The 25,776-nt window shown below is 71.2% G+C and carries 21 protein-coding genes; 9 read left to right on the top strand and 12 right to left on the bottom strand.

Annotated features, from left to right (window positions below; genetic code table 11):
• Nucleotides 1–120: 120 nt before the first annotated feature.
• Nucleotides 121–1,134, top strand: coding sequence for a LacI family DNA-binding transcriptional regulator (locus tag ACFWW9_RS29880; RefSeq protein WP_390384769.1), 1,014 nt, complete (start codon nt 121–123; stop codon nt 1,132–1,134).
• A gap of 3 nt (nt 1,135–1,137) precedes the next feature.
• Here the strand turns inward: ACFWW9_RS29880 and ACFWW9_RS29875 are convergent, their stop codons facing one another.
• From ACFWW9_RS29875 to ACFWW9_RS29865, 3 genes are all read right to left on the bottom strand, one after another.
• Nucleotides 1,138–2,964, bottom strand: coding sequence for a SpoIIE family protein phosphatase (locus ACFWW9_RS29875; protein WP_390384767.1), 1,827 nt, complete (start codon nt 2,962–2,964; stop codon nt 1,138–1,140).
• A 72-nt stretch (nt 2,965–3,036) separates the two neighbouring features.
• Nucleotides 3,037–5,379 (bottom strand): bifunctional lysylphosphatidylglycerol flippase/synthetase MprF, encoded by a 2,343-nt coding sequence (locus tag ACFWW9_RS29870; protein WP_390384799.1) that lies wholly within the window; start codon nt 5,377–5,379, stop codon nt 3,037–3,039.
• A 104-nt stretch (nt 5,380–5,483) separates the two neighbouring features.
• Nucleotides 5,484–6,782 carry an alpha/beta hydrolase gene (locus ACFWW9_RS29865; RefSeq protein ID WP_390384764.1) on the bottom strand — a complete coding sequence of 433 codons (1,299 nt, stop codon included), beginning with the start codon at nt 6,780–6,782 and terminating at the stop codon, nt 5,484–5,486.
• Nucleotides 6,783–6,957: 175 nt separating this feature from the next.
• Here ACFWW9_RS29865 and ACFWW9_RS29860 point away from each other — a divergent pair, with 175 nt between their 5' ends.
• The 4 genes from ACFWW9_RS29860 (at nt 6,958) to fxsT (ending at nt 11,108) form a co-directional block, all read left to right on the top strand.
• Entirely contained in the window at nt 6,958–7,329 is a 372-nt protein-coding gene (locus ACFWW9_RS29860; protein ID WP_390384762.1) for an STAS domain-containing protein, read from the top strand.
• 155 nt (nt 7,330–7,484) lie between these two features.
• On the top strand, nt 7,485–7,655 hold the full coding sequence (locus tag ACFWW9_RS29855; protein WP_390384759.1) for a hypothetical protein: 171 nt from the start codon (nt 7,485–7,487) through the stop codon (nt 7,653–7,655).
• A gap of 417 nt (nt 7,656–8,072) precedes the next feature.
• The gene (locus tag ACFWW9_RS29850) at nt 8,073–8,411 is read left to right on the top strand and encodes a hypothetical protein (protein ID WP_390384757.1); all 339 of its coding nucleotides are present in this window, start codon (nt 8,073–8,075) and stop codon (nt 8,409–8,411) included.
• Between the two features lie 210 nt (nt 8,412–8,621).
• Complete coding sequence (gene fxsT / locus ACFWW9_RS29845) at nt 8,622–11,108, top strand: FxSxx-COOH system tetratricopeptide repeat protein (protein WP_390384755.1); 2,487 nt, start codon at nt 8,622–8,624, stop codon at nt 11,106–11,108.
• A 26-nt stretch (nt 11,109–11,134) separates the two neighbouring features.
• Here fxsT and ACFWW9_RS29840 read toward each other — a convergent pair whose 3' ends face one another.
• The 3 genes from ACFWW9_RS29840 to ACFWW9_RS29830 all read right to left on the bottom strand — a co-directional run bounded on the left by ACFWW9_RS29840 (nt 11,135) and on the right by ACFWW9_RS29830 (nt 14,291).
• Complete coding sequence (locus tag ACFWW9_RS29840) at nt 11,135–11,623, bottom strand: aKG-HExxH-type peptide beta-hydroxylase (protein WP_390384753.1); 489 nt, start codon at nt 11,621–11,623, stop codon at nt 11,135–11,137.
• A 68-nt stretch (nt 11,624–11,691) separates the two neighbouring features.
• Nucleotides 11,692–13,284: a beta-1,3-glucanase family protein gene (locus ACFWW9_RS29835; protein WP_390384751.1), complete on the bottom strand. Its 1,593-nt coding sequence runs from the start codon at nt 13,282–13,284 to the stop codon at nt 11,692–11,694.
• Nucleotides 13,285–13,448: 164 nt separating this feature from the next.
• A complete protein-coding gene (locus tag ACFWW9_RS29830) occupies nt 13,449–14,291 on the bottom strand; it encodes a helix-turn-helix transcriptional regulator (protein WP_390384748.1) in 843 nt (280 codons plus the stop codon).
• A 101-nt stretch (nt 14,292–14,392) separates the two neighbouring features.
• Here ACFWW9_RS29830 and ACFWW9_RS29825 point away from each other — a divergent pair, with 101 nt between their 5' ends.
• A complete protein-coding gene (locus ACFWW9_RS29825) occupies nt 14,393–15,391 on the top strand; it encodes an aldo/keto reductase (protein WP_390384746.1) in 999 nt (332 codons plus the stop codon).
• A 7-nt stretch (nt 15,392–15,398) separates the two neighbouring features.
• Here ACFWW9_RS29825 and ACFWW9_RS29820 read toward each other — a convergent pair whose 3' ends face one another.
• The 6 genes from ACFWW9_RS29820 to ACFWW9_RS29795 form a co-directional block, all read right to left on the bottom strand.
• Nucleotides 15,399–16,634 (bottom strand): FAD-binding protein, encoded by a 1,236-nt coding sequence (locus ACFWW9_RS29820; protein WP_390384744.1) that lies wholly within the window; start codon nt 16,632–16,634, stop codon nt 15,399–15,401.
• Nucleotides 16,631–18,334 (bottom strand): alpha-glucosidase, encoded by a 1,704-nt coding sequence (locus ACFWW9_RS29815; RefSeq protein WP_390384741.1) that lies wholly within the window; start codon nt 18,332–18,334, stop codon nt 16,631–16,633. The genes ACFWW9_RS29820 and ACFWW9_RS29815 overlap by 4 nt, the downstream gene beginning before the upstream one ends.
• Before the next feature lie 80 nt (nt 18,335–18,414).
• The gene (locus tag ACFWW9_RS29810; protein WP_390384739.1) at nt 18,415–19,380 is read right to left on the bottom strand and encodes a phosphotriesterase; all 966 of its coding nucleotides are present in this window, start codon (nt 19,378–19,380) and stop codon (nt 18,415–18,417) included.
• A 95-nt stretch (nt 19,381–19,475) separates the two neighbouring features.
• Nucleotides 19,476–20,666 carry a PucR family transcriptional regulator gene (locus ACFWW9_RS29805; protein ID WP_390384737.1) on the bottom strand — a complete coding sequence of 397 codons (1,191 nt, stop codon included), beginning with the start codon at nt 20,664–20,666 and terminating at the stop codon, nt 19,476–19,478.
• A 9-nt stretch (nt 20,667–20,675) separates the two neighbouring features.
• Entirely contained in the window at nt 20,676–21,350 is a 675-nt protein-coding gene (locus tag ACFWW9_RS29800) for a response regulator (protein WP_390384735.1), read from the bottom strand.
• The gene (locus tag ACFWW9_RS29795; protein ID WP_390384733.1) at nt 21,347–22,450 is read right to left on the bottom strand and encodes a sensor histidine kinase; all 1,104 of its coding nucleotides are present in this window, start codon (nt 22,448–22,450) and stop codon (nt 21,347–21,349) included. Before ACFWW9_RS29795 ends, ACFWW9_RS29800 begins: the two co-directional genes overlap by 4 nt.
• A 133-nt stretch (nt 22,451–22,583) precedes the next feature.
• On the opposite strand from ACFWW9_RS29795, the gene ACFWW9_RS29790 reads away from it, so the two are divergent.
• From ACFWW9_RS29790 to ACFWW9_RS29780, 3 genes are all read left to right on the top strand, one after another.
• A complete protein-coding gene (locus tag ACFWW9_RS29790) occupies nt 22,584–23,741 on the top strand; it encodes a serine hydrolase domain-containing protein (protein ID WP_390384731.1) in 1,158 nt (385 codons plus the stop codon).
• Nucleotides 23,742–23,804: 63 nt separating this feature from the next.
• On the top strand, nt 23,805–24,473 hold the full coding sequence (locus ACFWW9_RS29785) for a TetR/AcrR family transcriptional regulator (RefSeq protein ID WP_390384729.1): 669 nt from the start codon (nt 23,805–23,807) through the stop codon (nt 24,471–24,473).
• Nucleotides 24,474–24,521: 48 nt separating this feature from the next.
• The gene (locus ACFWW9_RS29780) at nt 24,522–25,643 is read left to right on the top strand and encodes an FAD-dependent oxidoreductase (RefSeq protein ID WP_390384727.1); all 1,122 of its coding nucleotides are present in this window, start codon (nt 24,522–24,524) and stop codon (nt 25,641–25,643) included.
• Nucleotides 25,644–25,776: the final 133 nt, after the last annotated feature.

The following is a 25,776-nucleotide window of genomic DNA, read 5'->3' as shown; positions in this document are numbered from 1 at the left end:
CGTTCAGCGGGTCGGAACCGTCTCGCGGACGCACCGGCGCTGCCCAATGGGGGCTTACGGTCGCGCCCGTGACGGCCGTAGCCTGCGGTAGACCAATCACCGGGCAGTCGAGGGGCGGGCGTGGTCACGATCGCCGATGTGGCTCGGCACGCCGGTGTCGCGCCGAGCACGGTCTCCTACGTCCTCACGGGCCGCAGGTCGATCTCGGCCGCCACCAGCGAGCGGGTGCGGGCCAGCGTCCGGCTGCTGGGGTACCGCTCGTCCGGCCCCCGTCGCACCCCGACCGGGGCCGCCGCGGGCGTGCTGGCGATGGTGCTCCCGCTGCGGGACGGCATGACCATGCCCGTGGTCACCCAGTTCGTGATCGCGGTGGCGAGCGCGGCCCGGCGGCACGGCCAGGACGTGCTGCTGCTGACAGCGGACGAGGGCGCGGACGGCGTGCGGCGGATCGCGGGCAGCGGCCGGGTCGACGGGCTGATCGTGATGGACGTGGAGATGCACGACGCGCGCGTGCCCGTGCTGCTCGAACTGGACCAGCCGTCGGTGCTGATCGGCGTTCCGGCCGACGCCACCGGGCTGACCTGCGTCGACCTGGACTTCGCCGCGGCGGGCGCGCGGGGCGTCGACCACCTGGCCGACCTCGGCCACCGCTACGTCGGGCTGCTGGGCGCGCCGAGGGCGGTCTACCGCAGGGACACCGGGTTCGCGCACCGGACCACGGCCGGGTTCAGCGCGGCGGCGCTGCGCCGCGGGATCGCGGTCACCACGGCGCCGGTCGAGCACGACCCGCCGTCCGTCCGGCGGCTCGTCACTGGCCTGCTCCGCGACCACCCGGCGCTCACGGGACTGGTGGTGCACAACGAGATCGCGCTGCCCGTCGTGGTCGACACGCTGCGCTCGCTCGGCCGCCGCGTGCCCGAGGACATCGCCGTCGTGGCGCTGTGCCCGGACGACCTGGCGGACCGGGTGCACCCGCCGATCACGTCGGTCGACATCCCCGCGGACGAGCTGGGCCACGAGGCCGTGGCGCTGCTGCGCCGCAAGATCGACGGCGAGCCGACCCCGGCGCTGACCCTGCTGCCCGCCCGGCTGACCGACCGGGCCAGCGCCGACCGGCGACGGCCCGGTCGCTGAGGCTCAGAGCCCGATGGCGAGCACGGCCACGTCGTCGTCGGCCTGACCAGGGGAGACGAACCGCGCGATCACCGTGTCCACGACCTCCTGCGGCGTCCGGCCCGCCACCGTGCCGAGGAACTCGCACAGGGTGGTGACGGCGTCGTCGTAGTCCACGTCGCGGCGCTCCACCAGCCCGTCGGTGTGCAGCAGCACGGTGCTGCCCGGTTCCAGCACGACCTGGTGGTCGCCGCGCGGCCGGGTGCGGAAGTCCGGGAAGCCGAACAGCATGTCGTGGCCGTCGAGCGGCAGTGCCGACCCGCCGGGCAGCAGCACGATCGGCTGCGGGTGGCCCGCGTTGGTGTAGTCCATCGTCCACCGGCCCGAGTCGTCCTCGTGCGGCGTGAGGTGGACGTGCACGAGGGTGCCGTGCGCCCGCACCGACAGGCCGGCCAACGCCGCTTCCAGCGCCTCCACGGCCGCGGCCGGACCGCTGGTCGGCAGGCACCACGCCGCCTGCCGCAACATGCTCTTGACCTGCCCCATCATCGTCGAGGCGTGCACGTCGTGGCCGGTGATGTCGCCGACCGTCACGGCCACCGTGCGGCTTCCGGGCAGCGGGAACGCGTCGTACCAGTCGCCGCCGACGGCCTCGTCGACGTCGGAGGGCAGGTAGGCCGCCGCCGTCGTCAGACCGGGCACGTCGGGCAGCGGCGACAGCATCGCCTCCTGCAACTCCCGCGCCACGTCCACCCGGCGTTCGAGCAGCCGGACCCGTTCGAGCGCCTGACCCGTGTACGCGGCCAACGTGGTGATGACCTCGCGCTCGCCCGCGTCCAGCGGGTGCGGCGCGTCCCAGCCGAAGACCAGCACGCCGAGAACTTCGCGCAGGCCGACCAGCGGCGCGCAGGCCGTCGCGTGCAGGCCCATGGTCCGGTAGAGGGCGACGGTCTCCTCGGGGAAGTCCTCCGCCAGCGCCTCGGGATCGGCGTAGCAGACCAGCCGCCGTTCCCGCACGGCCTTCGCCGTGACCAGGGGAGCGTCCAGCGAGTACCGGCCGAACTCCTCCACGGCGAGGTCCGCCGGCAGGTCCGGGTCGGCGACGCGGAGCAGGCCGCCCTGCGGGTCGGTGACCACCAGACCGACGTAGGACGGGGCGCGGTCGCCGGACACGAGTGCGCTGACCTGGTGCCGGATCTGCTCCAGGGTCCGGGCGCTGGCCAGCGCCTGCGCCGCCGTGAGCAGGATCTGGGTGCGCTCGTGGGCCAGGTCGAGCCGCGCCGACAGCTCCCGAGACCGGTCCGACTCGCGCCGGTGGTGCCGGGTCGCCAGGCGCAGGCGCAGCTCGGTCGTGCACATCGCGGCCAGGTCGGCCAGCGTGGCCAGCTCCTCGTCGGTCCACTCCCTCGGCTCGGTGTCGATCGCGCACAGCGAGCCGAGCACCTGCCCGTCCACCGACGTCAACGGCATCCCCGCGTACGCGACCACGCCGAGTTCCGGGATGGCGAGGTTGCCCCGCACCCGCTCCGACTCGCGCGCGTCGGTGAGCACCAGCGGTTCGCCGCTGGTCACGACGTGCTGGCAGAACGAGTGCGACATCGGCGTCTGCCGGGCGGTGGCCCACGGCTCGGCCAGCCCCGCCATGCCGGGGAACACCTGCCGGTCCGTCTCGACCAGCGACACCAGCGCGACCGGGACCCGCAGCTGGACCCGCACCATGGCGACGAACCGCTCCATCACCGAGTCCGACGCCGTCGACAACCCGGTGTCCCGCAGCGCCTTCAGCCGGGCGGGATCGCACAGCACGGCCGACGCGGCGTCCACCAGGGGACGGCCGGGCTGATCCAGCACGTGAGGTCTCCCGCTCCACCGGCGCCGGCAGGGTCCGGCGACGACCCCCACGATAGTTCGGCCCGGCTCCGGTCAGCTCGGCTGGTCCACCACGGGTCGGTCTCGTTTCCCCTCCCAGCCGATGATGACCTTCGACGCGAGCCGCAGGCCCTGCCGCGCGCTGAGGTCCGGCAGGTACGCCCGGCTCACCGCGTTCGCGATCCGGGGGAGCGCGGCGGAGTCCGGGTAGGCCATGAACATCGGGTGGTAGACCGGCTGGAACTTGGCCTTGAACGCGAACAGGGAGCGGAACCCGTACACCGGCTCCAGCACCCGGCCGGTGAAGTCCAGCAGCTTCTGGAGCCCGCGCGGCCGTTCACCGCGGTCCAGCCGGGCCAGCGGAGCCCCGGACAGGCTGAGGAACCCGGCCCCCTCCTCCTTCAACGTGGTCGCGGCCGACGCGATCAGGAACTCCATCGAGCCCCGGAAGCCGTCCGCCCGCCGCCGCATGAAGTCCAGCGTCCACCCCACGACCTCGCCGTCGCGGTACACCGGCAGCCAGCTGGTGATGCCGTGCACCGTGCGGTCGGCGTCGACTGCGATCAGGCACCGCACCCCGTCGCCGGACAGCTCCTCAAGGCCGCCGAGGGTGAACCCCATCTCCGGCAGCCCCTTGTCCGCCACCCACTCCTCGGAGATGGCCCTGACCTGGTCCGTCACCGCGTGCGGCGCGTCGGGGTAGCTCCACCACTCGGCGGTGACGCCCGCCTTCGCGGCCTTGTTCAGGGCGGTCCGCACGTCCTGCCACTTCTTGCCGGTGAAGGCCAGCTCCGCCAGCGGGATCACGGTGTCCTCGGCGACCTGGACGGTGCTCCAGCCGTGGGCGTCCACGGCGTCGCGCAGCTCCTGCCCGATGCTGTAGAGGCACGGGGTCCAGCCGTGGTGGCCGCAGAACTCGGCGAAGCCGCGCACCGCGTCCCGCCGCGCCTGCGGGTCGCCGATCGGGTCGCCGACGGTCAGCGCGATCGTGGCCACGACCCGGTAGGCGATCACCGCGCGGCCGTCCTCGGAGAACCAGTAGTGGTTGCCGCGCCAGGTGGTCATGTAGGACAGCGACGAGCCGCCGTGCCGCTGCACCAGCGCGCGGGCCCGTGCCGCGTCGGTCGCCAGGTCGGTGTGCCGGGCCCGCCACGAGGCTTGCAGGATGGCGGCCAGGACGACGACCCAGAACACGACGCCGGTGTACTCGAACAGCACGGTCGCGACCAGGTCGTCGGCGCTGAACCGCATCGGCAGCAGCCCGAGGTAGCCGGGCGGCAGGAACCGGGCGGGCAGGTCCGCGAGCAGGTCGGCGAAGCTCGGGGCGGGGGAGAACTGGTCGCGCACCAGGTAGCCGCCGCCGACGTACAGCGCGCTCAACGCCAGCAGCCCGCCGACCGTCAGCGTCCAGAACCGGCGCACCGGCGTGACCAGCGGGAACTGGCGGCGGGTCAGCAGCAGCACGACCACGATCGCCACCGGCAGCAGGAACGGCACGCCGTACTCGACGACCATGCCCGCGGTGACCGACCCGTCGGCGAGCCGCACCAGGTCCACCACGTACCAGCCCAGCAGCCCGGCCATCGCGACGTTGACCGCGAGCGCAGCCCACCAGGCGAACCGCCTGCCGCGGCGCAGCCCCTCGGCCAGCGCCAGCAGCACCAGCGCGGGCAGCACCGACATGACCATCGACGGGAACCGGCCGTAGGAGGCCTGGACCGTGGCGCTGCGGCACATCTCCACCAGGTCGGGTTCGGCGCAGTAGGACGCCACCGTGTCCGCGTCCGGCTGCGGCACCGCGAGGACGTCGGCGAACCACGCCAGCGGCCCGTTCGCGTACGGCGACAGCAGCGCCACGACGGAGCCGAGCGCGGACGCTGCCAGCAGCAGCGCCACCAGCACCCGTGTCTCCTCGTGCGACGGAGCCGAGGGCGCGGACGTGCGGCGCACGACCACCGCGCCGATCAGCAGCCCCACGAGCCCGCCCGCGAGCCGCAGGACGTCCTCCAGGTACCCGGAGTACAGCGCCAGCACGAGCAGACCGATGATCAGCAGCAACCGGACGCGCCGCCGCCAGTGCGGGGGCAGCCGGAAGCTCGTCGCGAGCGCGAGACCCACCAGCCCCACCGACGGCACGACGGCCACGTCCCCGTCCAGGTACGACAGCCACTCCCACTGCGTGGCCGCGCCCGCCCGCACGACCAGCGCGCCGGCGAGGCAGCCGAGCACGTGCGAGGCCGCGAACAGCAGCGCGGCACGGGTGGAGCCGAACTCGCGCTCGGCGATCGGGCCGAACAGCACCAGCAGCGAGGTCGTGCCGAGGTAGCCCAGCAGGTTCATGCACCACAGCGCCGAGGTGAGCAGCGTCCACGGGCCGCTGGTCGCGCCGAATCCCACGGCGGCCAGCAGGTCGTCCGACGGGCCCGAGACCAGCGAGCCGGTCGCCGCGCCGACCACCCACAGCACCGCGAGCGCCGCCGAGGTGAACGGGTAGCGGCGGATCAGCCGCCCAAGCCCGTGCGCTCCCCGAGCCAGGGCAGCGCGTCGACCAGCCCCGGTCGCCAGACCGTCCAGTCGTGCGCGCCGGGCAGTTCCCGCCAGCGCACATCCATCCCCGCCCGAAGACATGCCTCGTACACCTCTCGATCGTCTTTTCGGTAGAGGGAGTCGTTCTTGCCCGCCACGACCATGCCCTCGGTGTCGGGGAAGCGGGTCCTCGTCAGGACGTCCACCGGGTTTACCGCGCGGTAGGCCGTCTCGTCACCGCCGAACGCCGCCTTCACGGTGTCCTTGCGCGAGCCGAGCGTCGGTTCCCGCTGGCCGGAGACGTCGATGAACCGCGCATAGACCCCCGGCGCGCGCACGGCGAGCTGGAACGAACACGTGCCGCCCTGCGACAGGCCCGAGATCGTCCACGCACGCCGCGACTCGTCGACCTGGAGGCGGGTCTTGATCCACGCGGGCACGTCCTTGGCCAGGTAGGTCTCGACCTTGCCCAGCTTCGAGTCGAGGCACATCGGGTTGGCCGTGGTGGCCCCGAGCTGGTCCGGCACGACCACGATCGGCGCGAGGCCGTGGTGGCGCGCGGCGTAGGCGTCCAGGTGCCTGGCCAGCTCACCGCCGTCGAACCAGTCGTGCGGCGAACCGGGCTGGCCGGACAGCAGCACGAGCACGGGCAGGCGCGGCCGGGGCGTGGCGACGTAGGCGGGTGGCAGGTAGACCAGCGCCTTGCGGGGGCGGTAGTCGGTGCTCGACGGGATGGGCGTCTCGGAGACCGTGCCACGGGTGGGCAGGTCGGCCGGAGGCGTCCACACGTCGGCCAGCTTCTTCCCGGCGGGCACCGGCAGGACGTCCGGCGCGGGCTTCGCGGCCACGTCGAGCGCGACCGTGTCGTTGCTCTTCAGCGCCGCCCCGAGGGTCGAGTACTCGCCGAAGTACTGGTTCACGCCCGACAGCCCGCTCACGACCAGGACCAGCGCGGACACCGCGCCGAGCACCCGCGAGGGCCACCGGTCGTGCCGCCAGCGGGCGACCGCGAGCACAACGCCCAGCACACCGACGCCCAAGGCGGCGGGCACGATCGTCGGCAGGGGTTCGGGGAACGGCCGCCACACGTGGTCGACGACCACCGCGACCCCGACGGCGAGCACCCCGCAGGCAGCGACGCTGACCGGGACCACCCGCGTCCACCACGTCCGCCGCCGCGCGACGAGCAGGAACACCCCCGCCGCCACGCCGCACACCGCGACCACGACGGGAACCGGCCCGCTGATCAGGGACAACTCGAGCGGGCTGGTCATCGCGGTCCTGTCTCGGTCGGGTGGTGTCCCTCCGAGCCTGCCGCCGTTCGAGTGATTCCCGCATCGGTCGATCGGCTGGTCCTGGTCATTCCCCGGTCTGATCCCGGATCATCGTCCGGTTGGACAACCTGCCCCGCGAAGTGCGGACAGCCCTGCCCGGCACTAGGTTCGTCCCATGGGGACTGAGCAGGCCGAAGCGGCCGAGACCGAGACCATCACCGGCCGTCACGAGGTGCGCGACGGGGTGGCGCTGGTGACGGTGGAGGGCGAGGTCGACGTCGACACCGCGCCGAAGGTACGCGACTGGCTGGAGGAGGCGTTCACCGCCGACCAACCCGCCGTCGTGCTGGACCTGACCGGCGTGACCTTCTTCGCCTCCGTGGGCCTGGCCATGCTGGTCGAGTTCCACGGCCGAGGCGAAACGGAGAAGATCGAACTCCGCACAGTGGCCCCCACCCGAGCCGTGGCGGCCCCGATCTTCCTCACCACGCTCGACAAGGTGATCAAGCTCTACCCGGACGTCGACTCGGCCGTCGCCGGGGGCTGACCGACCTTCCGCCGTCCGAACCACCCTGGGCATGACCCCGAAAAGTGCGGGCCCGGATCGGTGATCCACTTGCTATCCGCTCGGCGTCCCCGCAGGCCGTGCCCAAGCCGCGGGGCACGGCGTTGCTGCTCGACGGCCTGCCGAGGGTGTTGTTGATGGACGAGGTCGTCCGCTGCCGGGAATTCCCGATCACCAACATGACCAGTAACGGCGAACGCGAATTCCCGCCCGCCTTCCTGTGGCGTTGTTTGAGGCCGCACTTCGGCGGCCCGACGACGAGCAGCTTGGCAGCATGGTGGCGCCCCACTTCGATGGGACCGACGTGAACTGGCTCATTTCCGAATTCCCGCAGCGTGGCGTGGAAGTGGCGAACTGTCGTCCGACTAGTTGCTTGACGCGGTGCACCTGGCCGTCGAAATGGTCACCCGACGCCTACCAGTTCGATCACGAATGGGCGAACCTTCTCTAGGCGATGGCGACGGCCCTCCAACACGTTGCGAGTGCCGATGGTTCCCGGTGACTTACCGAATCCGCTGATTCCGCCGCGTGAGGAATCGAAGCCCAAGAAGGCTGCTCCAAGACCACTCGGACGTCGCCGAACTGCCCGGCCGGGAGGTGACTGGCGACACCCATCTGCCCAGAGGTGGAGGACGTCGCCCTCCGAATGGAGGGGCGGTCCGAGCCGAGCAGGCCCGTCGACCACCACCGCGGGTCTCGTCCGCCAGTTCCGCACGATCGCGTCCGTGTCCGTGTTCCAGCTGGCGGGCTTCTTGGCGGCGGCGCCGCTCAACCTGCGGCTCATCTCCCTCGTCCAGCGGATCTTGCCGCTCAACGCGAACCTGTCCGTGCTCGCGAAGTTGATGCCGGCCGAGCCGCTGTGTCGCACGGTGGCCTCTGGCGGCCGCTGCGTCGCCACCCAGGACTTCGTCGACGGCGTCCGAGAGGAGCTCTTGACCACCGGAACCACGCGAACACCATGCTCGTCCTGCCGACTACACTTCGGATCCCGATCCCACGGACGACAAGTTCCCATTTTGGCGGCGCAGTCCGCTGTGTTCCCGCACTTAGCGGACCACGCCTAGCTCGTGCTAAAAGACTTGGGCCGGGCACTGACACGTTTGTTCAGCGCACCCGCTTCTGTATCGATTCATAGTGTGGAGCAGGAGAAAGTTTTGACCAAACCAGATCCTCGGCCATCCAGTGACGCGACCGAGGTTCAGTCGCACCCCGAAGGAGTCGACGACGTGACCGCATCGGGAATCCCTCTTTCGGCTGACATGCGATGCAACGGGATGAGCCAACCCCAGATCTGGGGGCTCATCCCGTTGCGCAATCCCGACTTCGTCGGACGGCAAGAGCTGCTGGAACGGCTCCGCGTCCGGTTGACGCAGCAAGGACCCACAGCCGTCCTGCCGGAAGCGCTGCACGGCATGGGCGGTGTGGGGAAGTCCCAGGCGGTCGTCGAGTACATCTACCAGCACGCTTCCGAGTACCAGGTCGTGTGGTGGATTTCGGCCGAACACCAGTCGCAGATCAAGACGAGTTTCGTCGAACTCGCCAAGAAGCTCGGCATTCAGGGAACGTCGTCGGCGGACACCGCCGTTCCCGCCGTGCTCGAAGCGCTGCGATTGGGCACGCCCTATTCACGCTGGATACTGGTCTTCGACAACGCGGACCGCCCGAACGACGTCCGCCCGTTCTTCCCGGCGGGCAACGGCCACATCATCGTGACCTCCCGCAACGCCGAATGGGGCGGATTCGCCCGCGCGGTCGAGGTCGACCTCTTCACCCGCGCCGAGAGCGTCGAACTCCTGCACCGCCGCGGCGGCGCACTGGAGGACGCCGACGCCGACCGCTTGGCCGAAGCCCTCGGCGACCTCCCCCTGGCGATCGAGCAGGCCGCGGCTTGGCGCGCCCAGACGGGCATGGAGGTGGCCGAGTACCTGGAGCTGCTGGATCAGAACCGCACCGAACTCCTCGAAACAGGCACCGCCAGCGGCTACCAGCTCCCCGTGGCCGCCGCGTGGAACGTCCCGCTCAACCGCCTGAAGAACGAGCACCGAGCAGCACTCCAGCTGCTCCAGGTGTGCGCGTTCTTCGGCCTCGAACCCATTTCCCGCAGGCTTTTCAGCGGCGTCCGCGAGGCACCCGTGCCAGAGGCCCTCAGTGAGGCGCTCAGCGACCCGATCAAGCTCAACCGCGCCATCCGCGAGATCAGCAGGTACAGCCTGGCCAAGCTCGACCACCGCAACGGCACCCTCCAGCTGCACCGTCTCGTTCAGACGGTCCTGAAGAACCGCCTGAACGAGGACGAGTGGCGCAACATGCGCCATGCCGTCCACATCCTGCTGGTGAAGGGCGATCCCGGCGACCCGGACGCGTCGGCGAACTGGCCGCGCTACGCCGAGCTCCTACCGCACGCGGCCATGTCGCAGGCCGTGGAGTGCGACGAGAAGTGGGTCAGGGTCCTCATCCAGAACCTCGTCTCGTACCTGCTCAACAGCGGCGACTACGGAGGTGCGAAGGACTTCGCGTTCGACGCGATGACCGCGTGGCGCAAGAGCCTCGGCGAGCGGGACCTGGACACACTGGAGATGACCCGCCTCTACGCGACCGCCATGCGCAGGCTGGGGTCCATCAAGGAAGCCATCGAGCTCAACGAGAAGACCTACGAGGCGATCAGGCTCGTGGTCGGAGAAGACCACGAGGGCATCCTGAAGATCATGGACACCATCGCCGCGGACCGCCGCTCCCAGGGCCTGTTCGCCGAGGAGTTGGAGTTGCAGCAGGTCGTGTACGACCGCGCACGCCAGGTTCTCGGCGCGGACGAGCCCACGACGTTGGGATACGCGCACAACCTGTCCGGCTGCCTGCGGTTGATGGGCCGGTTCATCGACGCTCGCGACCTCGACGAGGACAACCTCCGGCGGAGGACGGCGGTGCTCGGGGAGGACCACCTGCTGACCCTGAGCTCGCTCAACGGGCTTTCCATGGACCTCCGGGAATGCGGCCGGTACATCGAGGCCGCGCGGATGCAGACCGACGCGTTGAACCAGCAGATCGAGATCTTCGGCGAGGACCACCCCGGCACCATCGGCGCGAGCCGCAACCTCGCGGTCGCCTTGCGCAAGGCAGGTGACCACGTCGAGGCGAAGAAGCGCGCCGAGGACTGCCTGGACCGCTACCGCCGCAGGCACGGTCCCCAGCACTTGGACACGGTCACCGCGGAGATGACGCTGTCCGCCGACCTTCGCCACTCGGGTGATCTCGCCGAGTCGTTGCGGCTCGCGGCTCGCAGCCACCGGCTGTTCCAGGAGATCCGCGGCGAGCGCCATCCGTACACCTTGATCGCGGCCTCCAACCTCGCGGTCACGCACCGCCTGCGCGGGGAGGTGGAGGAAGCTCGGGCGCTCAACGAGATGTCCATGGACGCGCTGCGCCAGGTGTTCGACAGCGACCACCCGTTCGCCCTCGTGAGCGCGACGAACCTGGCGAGCGACCTGGCCGCGCTGGGTGATCACCAGGCCGCCAGGGAACTCGACGAGGACACGCTCGAGCGGTCGACCCGAGTTCTGGGCGCCACCCACCCGTCCACCCTCGCCGTCACGCTCAACCTGTCGCTCGACCTTGCGGGTCTCGGTGACGAGACAGCGGCGGCCGTCATGCACACCAAGGCGGTGGCGGGTCTGCGGACGGTGCTGGGCGAGGACCACCCGGCCACGATCGCCGCCGGCCAGTACACGCGGGCCAACTGCGACACGGACACGATGCAGCTCTGACCACGCCGATCAGCTGGCGGACCCGTTCAACCAGGCCGCCAGCTGATCGGGTCGCGCGCCCGACCCGTCCACGTCGTCGCTGCCGATCCATTTCGTGGTTCCCTCGCCGCTGCCGCCAAGCGACCAGCGCTTGTTGAGCCGCTCCCACGGCGACCGGCAGGTGAGCAGGTGGTCACATGGGCCAACGTGGCGGCCACGAACACGCGTCCGAGTTCCGTCGGTTCGCTGCTGCGGCAAGACACCGAGTGCTCGGGAAAACTGGATCTCCCGGAGGTCGCAGGCGAGGTCGCCGTCCACCAACTGGAGCTGGAGCGATGTCGTGTCGCCGTGTCAGAACTCGGCGACGCTCCTGAACTCGTAGTTCCCTGCAGTGGCCCGCCCAGTGGACGGGGATCGTCGCGCCAAGGTGCAAGGACCACTGGTCCTTCCAGCTCCTGGTGCAGGACCACGAAGTCCATCGACGCGCTCAGGTTCGAGTGCTGGAGTTCGTGCACCAGTGCCCCTCGGGTGGGCATTCTTGCGGAATCCGCGATTCGGCGGGTTCGGGGCGGGCCGCGTTGCCCGCCCCGAACCGGTCACCGGATCAGGCGCGGTGCCACTTCTGGTTGGCTGTGCCGCCGCACTCCCAGGTTTGGAGGACGGCGTCGTTGTTCGGGTTCCAGTCGGCGATGTCGACGCACTTGTTGGCCTGCGGGTTCACCAGGTCGCCCGCGCCGCTCAGCACCCACTGCTGGGCGGCGTTGCCGCTGCACGTGGCGATCTGGACGGCCGCGCCGTTCGCGGTCGAGCCCCACGCCACGTCCATGCACTTGTTGTTCTCCGTGCGGAGCGTGCCGTCGACGAACTGCCACTTCTGGTTCGTGCCGCCCGTGCAGTTCCACACGATCAGGCGTTGGCCGTCGTTGAAGTTCCAGTTCGGCACGTCGATGCACTTGCCGTGCCAGTCGCTCACGATGCTGCTCGTCGTGGGCTGCGGGTTGCCGCCGCCGCCCGCGCCGAACGGGGTGAGGACGATGCCCGCCGCGCGCGGGTCGCCGTCGTGGACCAGGGACTCCTGGGCCTGCACGTCGTCGAACGCGAACCCGTAGGCCTTACCGTCCACCATGTTCTGGTGGATGATCCGCGAGTAGTGGTCGGTCAGCGAACCCTGGTAGAAGTCGCCGGGGCCGCCGCCGGGCTGGGTGTCGATCCGGCCGAGGGTGGAGCGGTGCAGCGCAGCGCACAACGTGCGGGCGATGGGGCCGACCACCTGGTCGTTCGGTGCGGCGAGGTTGCCGTCGCAGCCCCACACGTTGGCCGTGGAGGGCTTCTGGAACGACGCCACCTGCTGGCCGGACGTGTTGGTGAAGTTCATCGTGTTGCCCGAGGTGCGGCCGAAGAACTTGATGTTCGGCTGGTCGCCGAACGGCACGACGGTGAGCGTCTTGCTCGCGTACGCGCCCCACGCCTGGTCGATGTAGGGCGCCAGGTAGTTGGCGTCCATGAGCCCCGCCCCGGCCGCCTTGCCGGGCGCGAGCACCCGCAGCACGGTGCCGTCGGAGCGGGTCACGACCGAGTTGCCCCAGCCGGGCTGGTTGCGGACGGCGTTGATCACGGTGTCGCGGCCGTTGTTCACCAGGTCGCCGGTGCGCTTGGTGGCGCCGTTCGCCCCGGTCACCGTGACCGCGTGCGGCACGGCGAACTGGTCGACCTGCGAGCTGTTGAGCCAGAGGCCGGAGTCGTTGTAGGTGAACTCGCTCCAGTCGAACAGGATGTTCTTGTTGGCGTCACCGGCCCACGGCGCGGGCTGGACGAAGCCGTCCGGGGTGAGGAACAGCTTCAGCTTCTCGCCGAAGGACATGTAGACGCGGCCGGAGATGAACCGCGGCACGCGCACGGTGACGTTGCCGCCGTTGCCGGGCCCCGCGATGGACACGTCCGGCGCGGGGGAGGGCGGGATGTTGCCGGCGGGCCACGGCGTGAAGCCGCCGCCCTGGTTGACGTAGCCGAGACGGCCGTTGCGGATGTCGGTGCCCAGCACGTACAGGTACACCGCGTCGGAGCGGCCGGTGTTGTTGGTGACGGTGAGCGGGAGCAGGTCGGGGCCGATGGCCGCCGCCGGAGTGGCGGCCAGGGCGACGGATGTCGCCACGGCGAGCGCTGAGAGCGCGCTCAACCACTTCGTTGTGGTGCGCAAGGGATCTCCTCGGTTCCGCGGGCAGGGTTGACGCCTCCCGGACCGAGCTGGAGGGGCTGTCGCCGGGAGGCGCGGACAAGGACGTGCGCCAGGGCCGACCGCCATCGGTGAGAGCGCTTCCACAGCGTCCGGTCCGACGAGATCGGTGTCAAGTGGACTAGGGGTTACGAAACTCGCGCGTCTCGATGCCAGCTCGCGAGGAGCGGCAGCACCCGCGCCGTGGGGGAGTCCTGCTCGACCGTGTAGACGATCAACTGCTGGTCCGGGTCCCGCGGCGCGGACACGATCTCGATGTCGAACACCAGGTCGCCGCCGACGGGGTGGTTGATCAGCTTCCGCACCGACGCGTGGTCGCGCACCTGGTGGTCGTCCCACCACCGCGCCACGTCCGGATCGGCGGCCCGCAGGTCGTCGATCAACGCCGTCAGCCTGCCGTCCTGCGGCCTGCGAGCGGCCTCGCGGCGCAGCGTGGCGACCGTGTTCGAGGCGAAGTACGACCAGTTGACGATCCGCTCGCGCGCCACTGGGTCGAGGAACAGGAACCGGGCCAGCGACGAGCCGGGCTCCAGTTCCTTCTGCACCGCGCTGAACAGCGCGTTGCTCGCCAGCACGTCGGTGCGCTGCCCGAGCAGCAGCACCGGCAGGTGGTCCAGCGCCGACATCAGCCGCAGCAGCCCCGGATCGGCCCGCTGCACCGGCACCACGGTCGTCGCCCGCCGCCGCGCCGTCGGCTCGGCCAGGTCGACCAGGTGGGCGTGCTCGACCTCGGTCAGCCGCAGCGCCCGCGCCAGCCCGTCGAGCACGGCCGTCGAGATGGTCGACTGACGCCCCTGTTCGAGCCTGCTGTAGTAGTCCGGGCTCAGGCCCGCGAGCACCGCGAGCTCCTCCTTGCGCAGCCCCGGAACGCGTCGGGGGCCGGGGAACGGCTCCATGCCCGCCTGCGCCGGCGTCAACCGGTCGCGCCGCGAGCGGAGGAACGCGCCCAGCTCTGCCCTGTCCCGTGCCACGGCTCCACTCTACGAACGCCGCGGCCGCCCTGCCTGGTCATGCCGTGCCCGGGTTCGTCCTGAGCTGGCAGGACGTCGTACGGCCGCGCAGGGTGGGGGACATGCAGAAGCGAACTCTTGGTGCGCAGGGCCTGACCGTGTCGGCGTTGGGCCTGGGCACGATGGGCATGACCATGGCGTACGGCCCCGGTGGCGACCCGGCCGACAGCATCGCCACCCTCCGCCGCGCCCACGAGCTGGGCGTCACGTTCTTCGACACCGCCGAGCTCTACGGCCTCGGCGCGGGCACCAACGAAGCCCTGGTCGGCGAAGCGGTCGAGTCGTTCCGCGACGAGGTCGTCCTCGCGACCAAGTTCGGCTTCGACCTGTCGGACCCCGCCGCCATCGGCACGGCCCTGGACAGCAGGCCGGAGCACATCCGCGAGGTGGCCGAGCAGAGCCTGCGCCACCTCCGGACCGACCACATCGACGTCCTCTACCAGCACCGCGTCGACCCGGACGTGCCGATCGAGGACGTCGCCGGAGCCGTCGGCGACCTCGTGACCGCGGGCAAGGTCCGCTACTTCGGCCTGTCCGAGGCGGGCCCGAAGACCATCCGCCGCGCCCACGCCGTCCACCCCGTGTCGGTGCTCCAGACCGAGTACTCGATCTTCGAACGCGAGGTGGAGGACGAGATCCTGCCCCTCGTGCGCGACCTGGGCATCGGCTTCGTGCCGTACTCGCCGCTGGGCCGCGGCTTCCTGACCTCGGCGGTCCGGCCGGGCGCGGAGTACCCCGACGGCGACATGCGCCGCACGGACGCCCGGTGGCAGGGCGACAACTACACCGCCAACGTCGCCGCCATCGCCAGGCTGACCGAGTTGGCGGAGTCGAGGGGCGCGACCGTGACGCAGCTCGCCCTCGCGTGGCTGCTCGCCCAGGACGAGCACACCGTCCCCATCCCCGGCACCCGCAGCACGACCCGGCTCGCCGAGAACGTCGCCGCCGCCGACCTCGTCCTCACCGCGGCCGACCTGGCACTGGTCCACGAGATCCTGCCGCACGGCTCCTACGGCGACCGCTACCCGGCCGCCCTGGTCGACGCGTGGGCCAGCGCGTGAGCTGCCCTTAGTCCGACGTGCGCGGGAAGTGGTGGTCGACCACCTCGTTGCGGAACTTCCCCTCGGGGTCGAGGTCGGCGAGCAGGCCGGCGAAGCGGGACCAGTGCTCGTACCGGTCGTTCGGCTCCAGCTCGTACAGCTTTCCCCAGTGGGGCCGGACCGAGCACGGGGCGAGGGCCTCCTCGATGCGCGCCAGCACCGGACGCACCGCCTCGGTGTCCGGGACCCAGGTGAAGTGGAACGCCATGCTGTCCCGCCCCTGGAACGGGCTGAGCCAGTAGTCGTCGGCCGTCATGGTGCGGATCTCCGCCGTCAGCAGCACGGGGGCGATGACCGGCCCCAGCTCCTTGAGCGCCCGCAGCGCTTGGGCGGCGAACGGCCGGGCGACCAGGTACTCCGACTGGAGTTCGGCACCGGCGCTCGGCGTGAACTCCGCGCGGAAGTGCGGCAGCCGGGCGTGCCACGGTCCGGGCTCGCCGAGCTGCGGCGTGCAGTGCTCGGCCGAGACGCCGGGGATCGGGTGCCGCTGCTCGGTCGCCTCGCGCGCGCCGGTCCACGACAGGTCCGCGGGCGCGTCGGTCGTGCGGCGCTTGACCCACGCGGAGAACGACTCCCGCCAGTCGGTGAACACGCTCACGCTGTACGCCTGCGCGAACAGCCGGTCCGACTCGGCCGCGAGCACGTCCCACGGCAGGTCCTCGTGCACCCGCTGCTCCACGTCGAACGCGGGCACCACGTCGATCTCCAGCGCGGTCACGACCCCGAGCGCGCCGAACGACACCACGGCCCCGGCGAACCGCTCATCGCCCCGCGCCAGCGTCACCAGCGAGCCGTCGGCGGTGAGCAGGTCCAGCGACCGGACCGCGCTCGCCAACGACCCGTTGCCGTCGCCGGAGCCGTGCGTCGCCGTCGTGACCGCTCCCACGAGGGTGATGTGCGGCAGCGAAGGCAGGTTGTGCAGCGCCAGGCTCTCGGCGTGCAGCAGGAGCGACAGCTCGGCGAGCCGCAGACCCGCCCCGACCCGTGCCCACGTCCGGTCGGGCCCGATCTCGACCGTCGCGGGCAGGTCCCGCAACGAGACCAGCGTGCCGGTGGTGTCCGCGATCCGGCTGAACGAGTGCCCCGCGCCGACGACGTGGACCTTCTCCGAGTCCGCCACGACCTCCCGCAGCCGGTCGAGGGAAGTCGGGGCTGCCAGCCGGTCGGCGGAGAAGACGACGTTGCCGGCCCAGTTCGCGCTCATCGAGGCCCTTCGCTCAGGTCGAGCACGAGCGCCGCCCACGGCTGGAGCGTCACGCGGCCCGCGACGATCTCGTGCCCATCGGTGTTCGAGAGTACGAGATCGGCCCCGGTCCACTCCGGAGCCACGTCGACGACCTGCTCCGTGCCGTGCAGGTTCGCCACGACCAGGAGCCGCGTGCCGTCCAACGACCGCTCGTAGGCGTACACGTGGGGGTGCTCGGCGAGCAGCATCGTGAAGTCGCCGAGCGCCACGACCGCCCGCGTGTGCCGCAGCTCGATCAGCTCGCGGTAGTGGTGGAACACCGAGTCGGGGTCGTCGTACTGTGCGGCCGCGTTGATCCGGGTGTGGTTCGGGTTCACGGCGATCCACGGGACGCCGTCGGTGAACCCGGCCTGCTCGCCGCCGTCCCACTGCATCGGCGTGCGCGCGTTGTCACGGCCCATCGCGCGCAGCGCCCGCAGCACCTCCTCGGGGTCCTGGCCCGCCGCGACGGCGCGGTCGTAGTGGTTGAGCGACTCGACGTCGCGCAGGTCCTCCACGCCCGCGAACGGCGCGTTGGTCATGCCCAGTTCCTCGCCCTGGTAGACGTACGGCGTGCCGCGGTGCAGGTGCAGCACCGTGGCCAGCGCCGTCGCCGAGTCGCGGCTGCCGTCGCCGTAGCGGGACACCACGCGGGGCTGGTCGTGGTTGTTCCAGTACAGGCTGTTCCACCCGGCGTCGGACAGCGCCGTCTGCCACCGGCCCAGCGACGCCTTCAGGTCGCGCAGGTCCAGCGGCTTCGGGTCGAACTTGCCGCCCGGCCCGTGGTCGAGCGACACGTGCTCGAACTGGAACACCATGTCCAGCTCGCCGCGCTTCGGGTCGGTGAACAGCCGCGCGTCCTCCCACGTGACACCCGGCATCTCCCCGACGGTGAGGAAGCTCCCCTCACGGCCGGCGAACACCTCGCGGGTGATCTCCCGGATGAACTCGTGCACCCGAGGCCCGGTCGCGAAGTGCGGGAACCCGTTGCCCAGGCCGCCGGTGCCGGTCGTGGCGCCGTCCGGCAGCGCGGGGTCCTTGGAGATGAAGTTGATGACGTCCATCCGGAACCCGTCGACCCCGCGGTCGAGCCACCACCGCATCATCTCGTGCACCGCGGCCCGGACCTCGGGGTTCTCCCAGTTCAGGTCGGGCTGCTTGCGGTCGAACAGGTGCAGGTAGTACTCGCCGGTGGCCTCGTCGAGCGTCCACGCCGGACCGGAGAAGAACGACTCCCAGTTCGTCGGCTCCGCGCCCGGCTCCCCGGCGGTGAACGGCTCGCGCGCGGGCCGCCACCAGTACCAGTCGCGCTTCGGGTTGTCCGCCGACGACCGCGACTCCACGAACCACGGGTGCTCGTCGGAGGTGTGGTTCACGACCAGGTCCATGACCAGCCGCATGCCCCGGTCGTGCACCTCGGCGAGCAGCCGGTCGAAGTCCTCCAGGGTGCCGAACACGGGGTCGACGTCCTGGTAGTCGGAGATGTCGTAGCCGTTGTCCGCCTGGGGGGAGCGGTAGATCGGCGACAACCACACGACGTCCACGCCGAGGCGCTGGAGGTGGTCCAAGCGGGAGGTGATCCCGACGAGGTCGCCGACCCCGTCCCCGGTCGAGTCGGCGAAGCTGCGCGGGTACACCTGGTAGACCACGGCGGAGGTCCACCACGGGGCGTCGGTCATCGGGTTCCTCTCGTTCGGCGCACCTCCCGAGGATGCCCCGCCGAGCCGATCTTCGCCGACTGCCGACCACGCGGCGAGGACTACGCCGAAGGCGTGAAGTAGCGCCTCGGGTTGTCCACCAGCATCGTGGTCAGCTGGTCCTCGGTCACGCCGGCCTCCCGCAGCACGGGGATCACCGTGTCGTGCAGGTACGTGTAGTGCCAGTTGGGCAGCGCGGCCTCGCGCACGCCCGGCGGGAACCACGCGTTGTGGCAGGACGCGTCGTGCGAGAGCACCATCCGGTCGGCCAGGCCCTCCGCGGCGAGCTTGGCGACGGTGGTGACGCGCTCGTCGGTCGGTAGCAGGACGTCCAGGCCGAACCGGTCCATGCCGAGGTAGGAGCCGTTGTCGATCAGCTCGTGCAGGTAGTCGAGGTCCGTGCTGTCGCCGCTGTGGCCGAGCACGACCTTGCCGAGGTCGACACCCCGGCGGCGGAGGACCTCCTGCGCGACCAGCCCGGTCCGGTGCGGCGCGCTGGTGTGGACGGTGATCGGGGCGCCGGTCCTGGCGTGCGTCTCGGCGACGGCGTCGAGCACGCGCTCGACGCCGGGCGTCAGCTCCTCCTCGATGGCGCACTTGAGGAACGCCGCCTTGATGCCCGTGCCGGAGATGCCGACGGTGATGTCCTGTTCGAACATCTCGACCAAGCGCTCCGGGCCGCCCAGCAGGGTGCCCGGCCCGTGGTAGCGCAGGTGCAGCGGGATGTCGCGCAGGGTGTAGAGCCCGGTCGCGGGGATGATCTTGATGTCCACGAGGGCGTTCACGCGGGCGACGCGCTCGATATCACGGCCCAGTCCGATCACCGTGGGGTCGACGATGGTGGTCACGCCGCGTTCGACGAGCGCCCGCAGCCGCTGGACGGCGTCGGCGACGGCCGCGTCCTCGTCCCACGTCTCGGGGTGGTTGCGGCGGTACTCCTCGTCGAGCACGAACACGTGCTCGTGCATCAGGACGGTCCCGAGGTCCTCGACGGGCACGGGGCCTCGCACGGTCTGCACCTGCGTCATCTGTGGGTCCAACTCCTCTTCCCGGTGGCGCGGGGAATCCCGCGTCACCAGGCTAGGAAGACCGCCGGGGTGGAACAACGTGCGATCCGCACAGGTCAGGAGCCGTCCACTGGGGAAGTTCCACGGCCGAGCGCCCGGCGGATCCGGAGCGCCACGAGGAGCTCCGTCCGGTGCTCCGGGTAGTCCGGGCCCAGCACCTCGGCCGCCGACGCCAGCCGGAGCCGCAGCGAGTTCAGGTGGATGCCGAGCCGGGCCGCGGCGGTGGTCTGCGAGCCGGTGGACAGCCACGCGAGCAGCGTCTCCCGCATCCGCTCCGCGCGGACCGTGTCGGCGGCCAGGTCGCCCAACTGGTCCTCGGCGAACGCGCGCGCCGCGGCGACGTCCTTGAGCAGCACGGAGTCGAGCGCGAAGTCGGCGAACACCAGGCAGTCGTCGGACACGGCCAGCAGGCGCCGCAACTCCTCCGCCCGACGGGCTTCGGCATGAGCGCGGCGGAACCCGTCGACACCTCGCCGAGGCCCGCCCACGGCCGTGCGCAGGCCGGTCGCGGCGAGCACGTCCCGCAGGGCGCGGAGGTCGATCCGCTCGGGGGAGCCCAGCCACGCCGTCCACCCCGGCGGGTCGAGCGGCACCAGCAGCCGGTTCGCCGCGCCGGACGCGGTCTGGGCCCGGCGCAGCACCTCGTCCGCCCGGTCGCGGTCCGCCGTGTCGATCACGACCGCGACGTGCGTCTCCGCCAGCCGGTAGCCGAGCGCGGTGTCGCGGTCGGCCGAGTACGCGGAGGCGTCGTCGGCGAGGATCTCGGCCACCAGGTCACGGCGTCGCAGGTCACCGCTGCGCCGCAGGACGGCCGTGGCCTCCTCGTGCGCCGCGACGGCCAGCGCGATCCCGCGTTCGGTGAAGTCGAAGGCGGCCGTGGTGAACTGCGTGACCTCGTCGACCGGCACCCCGGTCGTCGTGTCCGGCCACGTCCAGCGGCGGGCCGCCCACTGGTCCAACACCTGCCGCAGCGCCAACCAGTACGCGTCGCGCACGGCGCTCACCGGCCTGCCCTGCTCGGCCAGCCACCGACCGAACTGCGGGGCGCGAGCGGCGGGCACGATCCCGGCCTGGCCCTCGCTGATCGCGGCGATCGTCCGCACCGCGCAGCGCACGTACTCCGTCACCTCGTCCCGGAAGTCCACATCGGACATCCGCGTGGGGAAGAGCTCCTCGCTGATGGAGGTCGCGATCAGGTCGGCCATCTCGTCGAGCGAGGAGGTCGCCGCCGGGAGGGTGCCGCTCATGGCTCGAGGCTAACCCCTGGACCCCGTCGGCACGACCAGCCCCGTCTCGTACGCCACCACGACGGCTTGGGCGCGGCTGGAGAGCCGCAGCTTGCCCATGACGCGCTTCACGTGCGTCTTCACGGTCGCCTCGCTGAGCACCAGCCGGACCGCGATCTCGGCGTTGCTGAGACCCCTCCCGACCAACCGCAGCACCTCCGTCTCCCGCGCGGTCAACTCCGCCAGCCGCGTCCCGGCGGCGGCGCTCGTGCGGTGGTGCTGCGTGTAGGCCTCGACGACCCGCAGCGTGATGCCCGGCGCGAGGAGCACGTCACCCGCCGCGATGGTGTGGACGGCCGCGACGATCCGGTCCGGCGGCGCGTCCTTGAGCAGGAAGCCCGACGCACCCGCGCTCATCGCCGTGTGCACGTACTCGTCCACGTCGAACGTCGTCAGCACGATCACGCGCGGCTGCCGTTCGCGCGGGGTGGCCAGGATCCGCTTGGTGGCGTCGATCCCGTCCAGCACGGGCATCCGGACGTCCATCAGCACCACGTCCGGGTTCGTGCTGTCGACCAGTTCCACGGCCCGCGCGCCGTCGGCGGCCTCACCCACGACCTCCAGCCCCGGCGCGGCCGTGAACAGCGCGACGAGCCCGGCGCGGATCAGCGCCTGGTCGTCGACGACCAGCACCCGGACCGTCATCGCGCCTCGCTCACCGGCAGGCGCACGACGACGGCGAAGCCGCCGGTGTCCGCCGGGCCCGCGGTGAGGACGCCGCCGTACAGCTCGGCGCGTTCCCGCATGCCCCGGATCCCGTGCGCCGTAGGGGATTCCCGCCGCGGACCCGCCGCCGTGCCGTCGTCGGTGACCTTGAGCGTGAGGGTCCGCTCGCCGTAGTCGAGGTCGATCCGCACGGCCGCCCGCCCGGCGTGCTTGAGGGCGTTGGTCAAGGACTCCTGTGCCACGCGGTACGCGCACAGGTCCGGCCCCGGCGGCAACGGACGGGCCCGGCCCGTGACGACCACGTCGACCGGCAGGCCCGCGCCGCGAGTGCGTTCGACCAGTTCGTCCAGCGCCGCGAGCCCCGGCTGCGGAGCCAGGTCCTCACCCTCCTCCAGCCGCAGCACGTCCAGCAGGCGGCGCATCTCGGCCAGCGCCTCGCGGCTGGTGTCGCCGACGGTGGTGATCGCCTCCCTGGCGGTGGGCACGTCGGAGTCGATGACGTACTGGGCCACGCCCGCCTGGAGCGAGATGACCGCCATGTGGTGGGCGACGACGTCGTGCAGCTCCCTGGCGATCCGCACCCGCTCGTCCGCGACCGCCCGCGCCGCCCGCTCGGCCAGCCGCTCGGTGCGCTCGCCCCACCGCCGCGTGCTCTCGCCGAGCACCCACGCGCCGAGGATCTGCAACACCGCCTGGACGATCGTGGACCAGGTCGACGCGACCTCGCCCGTCCCGGACCCGATCGCCAGCACGGCCATCGACCCGAGGAACAGCACTGCCGCCACCCGGCGGGGCCGCAGCGTGGCCACGGTGAACATCGCGACCAGCAGGCCGATCCCGGAGTTCGGGTGGTCGAAGTAGCCGAACAGGCTGTAGGTCGCCAGTGCGGCCGCGATCACGGCCATCGTCGCCACCGGCGCGCGTTGCCGCAGCGCGATCGGCGCGACGGTGAGCGCGGCCAACGGGTACGCGGGCCAGGCGCGGGCGTCGGGGCCGTCCGCCACCGCCGCGATCGTCAGCCCGGTGAACACCACCGCCAGCAGCACGTCCACCACTTCGGACTTGAGGATTCCGCGCACGGGGTCACGGTAGCTGCGCGCGGAGGCCGTGTCGCCAGCCCGTGGACGGACGGCGGCCTACCCCCAGCGGGGTAGACCAAGATCCCGTTCCAGGGCGACGACCAGCGCACACGGCGTCCCTACCGTCGTCGACATGAAACGAACCCTGACCGCGGTCGTGGTGGCGACGGCCGTGCTCGGCGCGGCCGTCGTGCCCGCTTCGGCCACCCACCGCCCGAACACCGCGACCCTCCAGCGCGACGCCGACGCCCTGCTCGACCAGGGCGCTCCCGGCGTCCTCGTCGAACTCGTCACCCCCGGCGGCAACGCCAAGGTGCGCAGCGGCTTCGGCGACGTCGACGCCAAGACCCCCGTCCCGTGGGACGCGCGTTTCCGGGTCGCCAGCTACACCAAGACGTTCGTGGCCGCCACGCTCCTGCAACTCGTCGGCGAGCGCAGGCTGTCGCTGGACGACACCGTGGAGCACTGGCTGCCCGGACTCGTCACCGGCAACGGCAACGACGGGTCCCGCATCACCGTGCGGCAGCTGTTGCAGCACACCAGCGGCCTGCACGACTACGTGGAGGAACTCGGCTACCTGTTCACGCAGGAGGGCTTCGAGCAGAACCGGTACCGCACGCTCCCGGCCGAGGAGGCCGTCGCTCTCGCGGTGAGCAAGGCGCCGACCTTCCAGCCCGGCACGGACTGGGAGTACTCCAACACCAACTACGCCCTCGTCGGCATGGTCATCGAGAAGGTCACCGGCCACACCTGGCAGCACGAGGTGCGCTCGCGCCTCATCCGCCCGCTCGGCCTGCGCGACACCTTCGCACCGGACACCGAGCCGACGATCCCCGGCCCGCACGCCATCGGCTACCAGCGCTTCAGCGCCGACGGCCCGGACATCGACGTGACCGAGCTGAACCCGTCGTGGGGCGGCGCGGCGGGCGCGATGATCAGCACCACGGCCGACGCGAACAAGTTCCTCCGCGCCCTCCTGTCCGGCAAGGTGCTGCGCCCGGCGCAGCTCAAGGCCATGCAGGACACCGTCCCCGCCACCCGCTTCGAGCTGGCCTGGCCGGGCGTCCGCTACGGCCTCGGCCTGATGTGGGCCCCCAACGCCTGCGGCGGTTCGTGGTCCCACGGCGGCGACATCCTCGGCTTCAAGACCCGTGACGGAGTCACCTCGGACGGCTCCCGCAGCGTCGTCGTGTCGATCAACACCGACTCCCTGGTCCCGAAGCCCGGCATCCCCGCCCCGACCAAGGACCAGACGATCGACCTGATCGACCACGCCCTCTGCGCCCGGTAGCCAGATCCCGAACATGTTCGGTCCGTACTTGTTCGGACCGAACATGTTCGCTACTGTCGCACCATGACCTCGGAACCCACCCGCAGCCGCCGCGAGCGCCCAGCCAAGCCCGCGCTGACCCGGCAAGGCATCGTCGCCGCGTCAGTCGACCTAGTGCGTTCCGAGGGCTTGAAGCGCGTCACCATGCGACGCCTGGCCGACGTCCTCGACACCGCGCCGGCCTCGCTCTACGTCTACGTCCGCAACACCGCCGAACTCCACGCGGCCGTCCTCGACGAACTACTGGGCGAGGTAGACCTGACCCCCGTCCACACCACAGGGGAGTGGCAGGAGCGCCTGGCGGACGTCCTCCGCTCCTACATGCGAGTCCTGTTCACCCATCCAGGACTGGCCGCGTCCGCACTGGTGGCCCGCCCCTCCGGCCCGAACTACCTCGCCCTGGTCGAGGCCCTCCTGGAACTGCTCGCCGAAGGCGGCGTCCCGGACGGCCAGGCGTCATGGGGAATCGACCTGCTCCTCCTGACCGCCACCGCGAACGCGGCAGAACACGTCGTCCCCCGCTCCGAAGAGGACTGGGACGCCCTCACCGTGGCCTTGCGCGCGGCCACCCCGGACACCTACCCGCGCATCGCCGCGCTGGGCGAGGACCTGCTCTCCGGCCCACCACCCGCGCGCCTCTCGTGGGGCCTGCGAATGCTGATCAACGGCATCGCCCACACCCCCAGGCCCTAGCTCCCCGAGCAGCCACCACCCACACGCCATCGAACGGAGCACACCACCATGCACCACCCGATCCTCATCGTCGGCGCGGGCTTGAGCGGCCTCGTGCTGGCCCGCGTCCTGCACCTCCACGACATCGACACGACCGTCCTCGACCTCGACGACTCACCCACCACCCGTTCCCAGGGCGGCATGCTCGACCTGCACGAGGACTCCGGCCAGGCAGCACTCCGCGCGGCAGGCCTCTACAACGAGTTCCGCGCCAACGTCCACGAGGGCGGCCAGGCCATGCGCATCCTGGACCAGCACGCCGTCACCCACGTCCAAGGAGAAGACGACGGCACCGGCGACCGCCCGGAGATCAACCGCCGAACCCTCCGCGACCTCCTGCTGAACTCCATCCCCACCAACACCATCCGCTGGGGCTCCAAGGTCGTCTCCGCCGCATCTCTCACCGACGGCAGGCACGAGGTAGTCCTCGCCGACGGCACGACCTTGACCACCGACCTGCTCATCGGCGCGGACGGCGCATGGTCCAAGATCCGCCCACTCGTGTCGCCTGCCGTTCCCGAGTACCTGGGTCTGTCCTTCGTGGAGTCCGCGTTGCACAACGCGGACGCCCGACACCCGGAGAGTGCGGCCCTGATCGGCCCTGGCTTCTTCTTCGCTTTGGGCGAGGACAAGGGTTTCCTGGCCCACCGGGAGCCGGACGGCGGGCTGCACGTGTACGGCGCACTCAAGACCGACGTCGACTGGGTGAACAGGGTCGACCAGGCCACCTTGGCCGACGAGTTCCTGTCCCACTTCCCCGACTGGGACCCCGCCCTGCGTGCGTTGGTGGCCGACTCCGACGCCCCCCTGATCCCGCGCCAGATCCACGGCCTTCCTGTCGGTCACCGGTGGGATCGTGTGCCGGGTGTGACGTTGATGGGCGACGCGGCGCACCTGATGTCGCCGTTCGCGGGGGAGGGGGCAAACCTGGCGATGCTCGATGCCGCTGACCTGGCTGCGGCTTTGCTCGCTCACCCTGGTGATGTGGAGAAGGCGTTGACCGTCCACGAGGAAGCTATGTTCCCGCGTGCGGAGGCTTCGGCCGCTCAGTCTGTGGCGAGCCTCGACCTGTGCTTCCGTGCTGACGCGCCGCACGGGCTGATCGAGGCGTTCAAGTCCTTCGGTGCGTAGCTGCGGCTTCCAGCCTGGCTGGTCGGCGGCTTCGGCTCCCAGCCCGCTGTGTCCGATTTGATTTGGGGCCCCTAGATTTGCCCCTTGATCGGGCCAAAAGGCAGTGCCCCAAAGCCCTGCCCGATCTCCAATT

This window comes from Umezawaea sp. NPDC059074 (assembly GCF_042738955.1).
Taxonomy (GTDB): domain Bacteria; phylum Actinomycetota; class Actinomycetes; order Mycobacteriales; family Pseudonocardiaceae; genus Umezawaea.
This window is presented reverse-complemented; position numbering and strand designations above follow the sequence as displayed.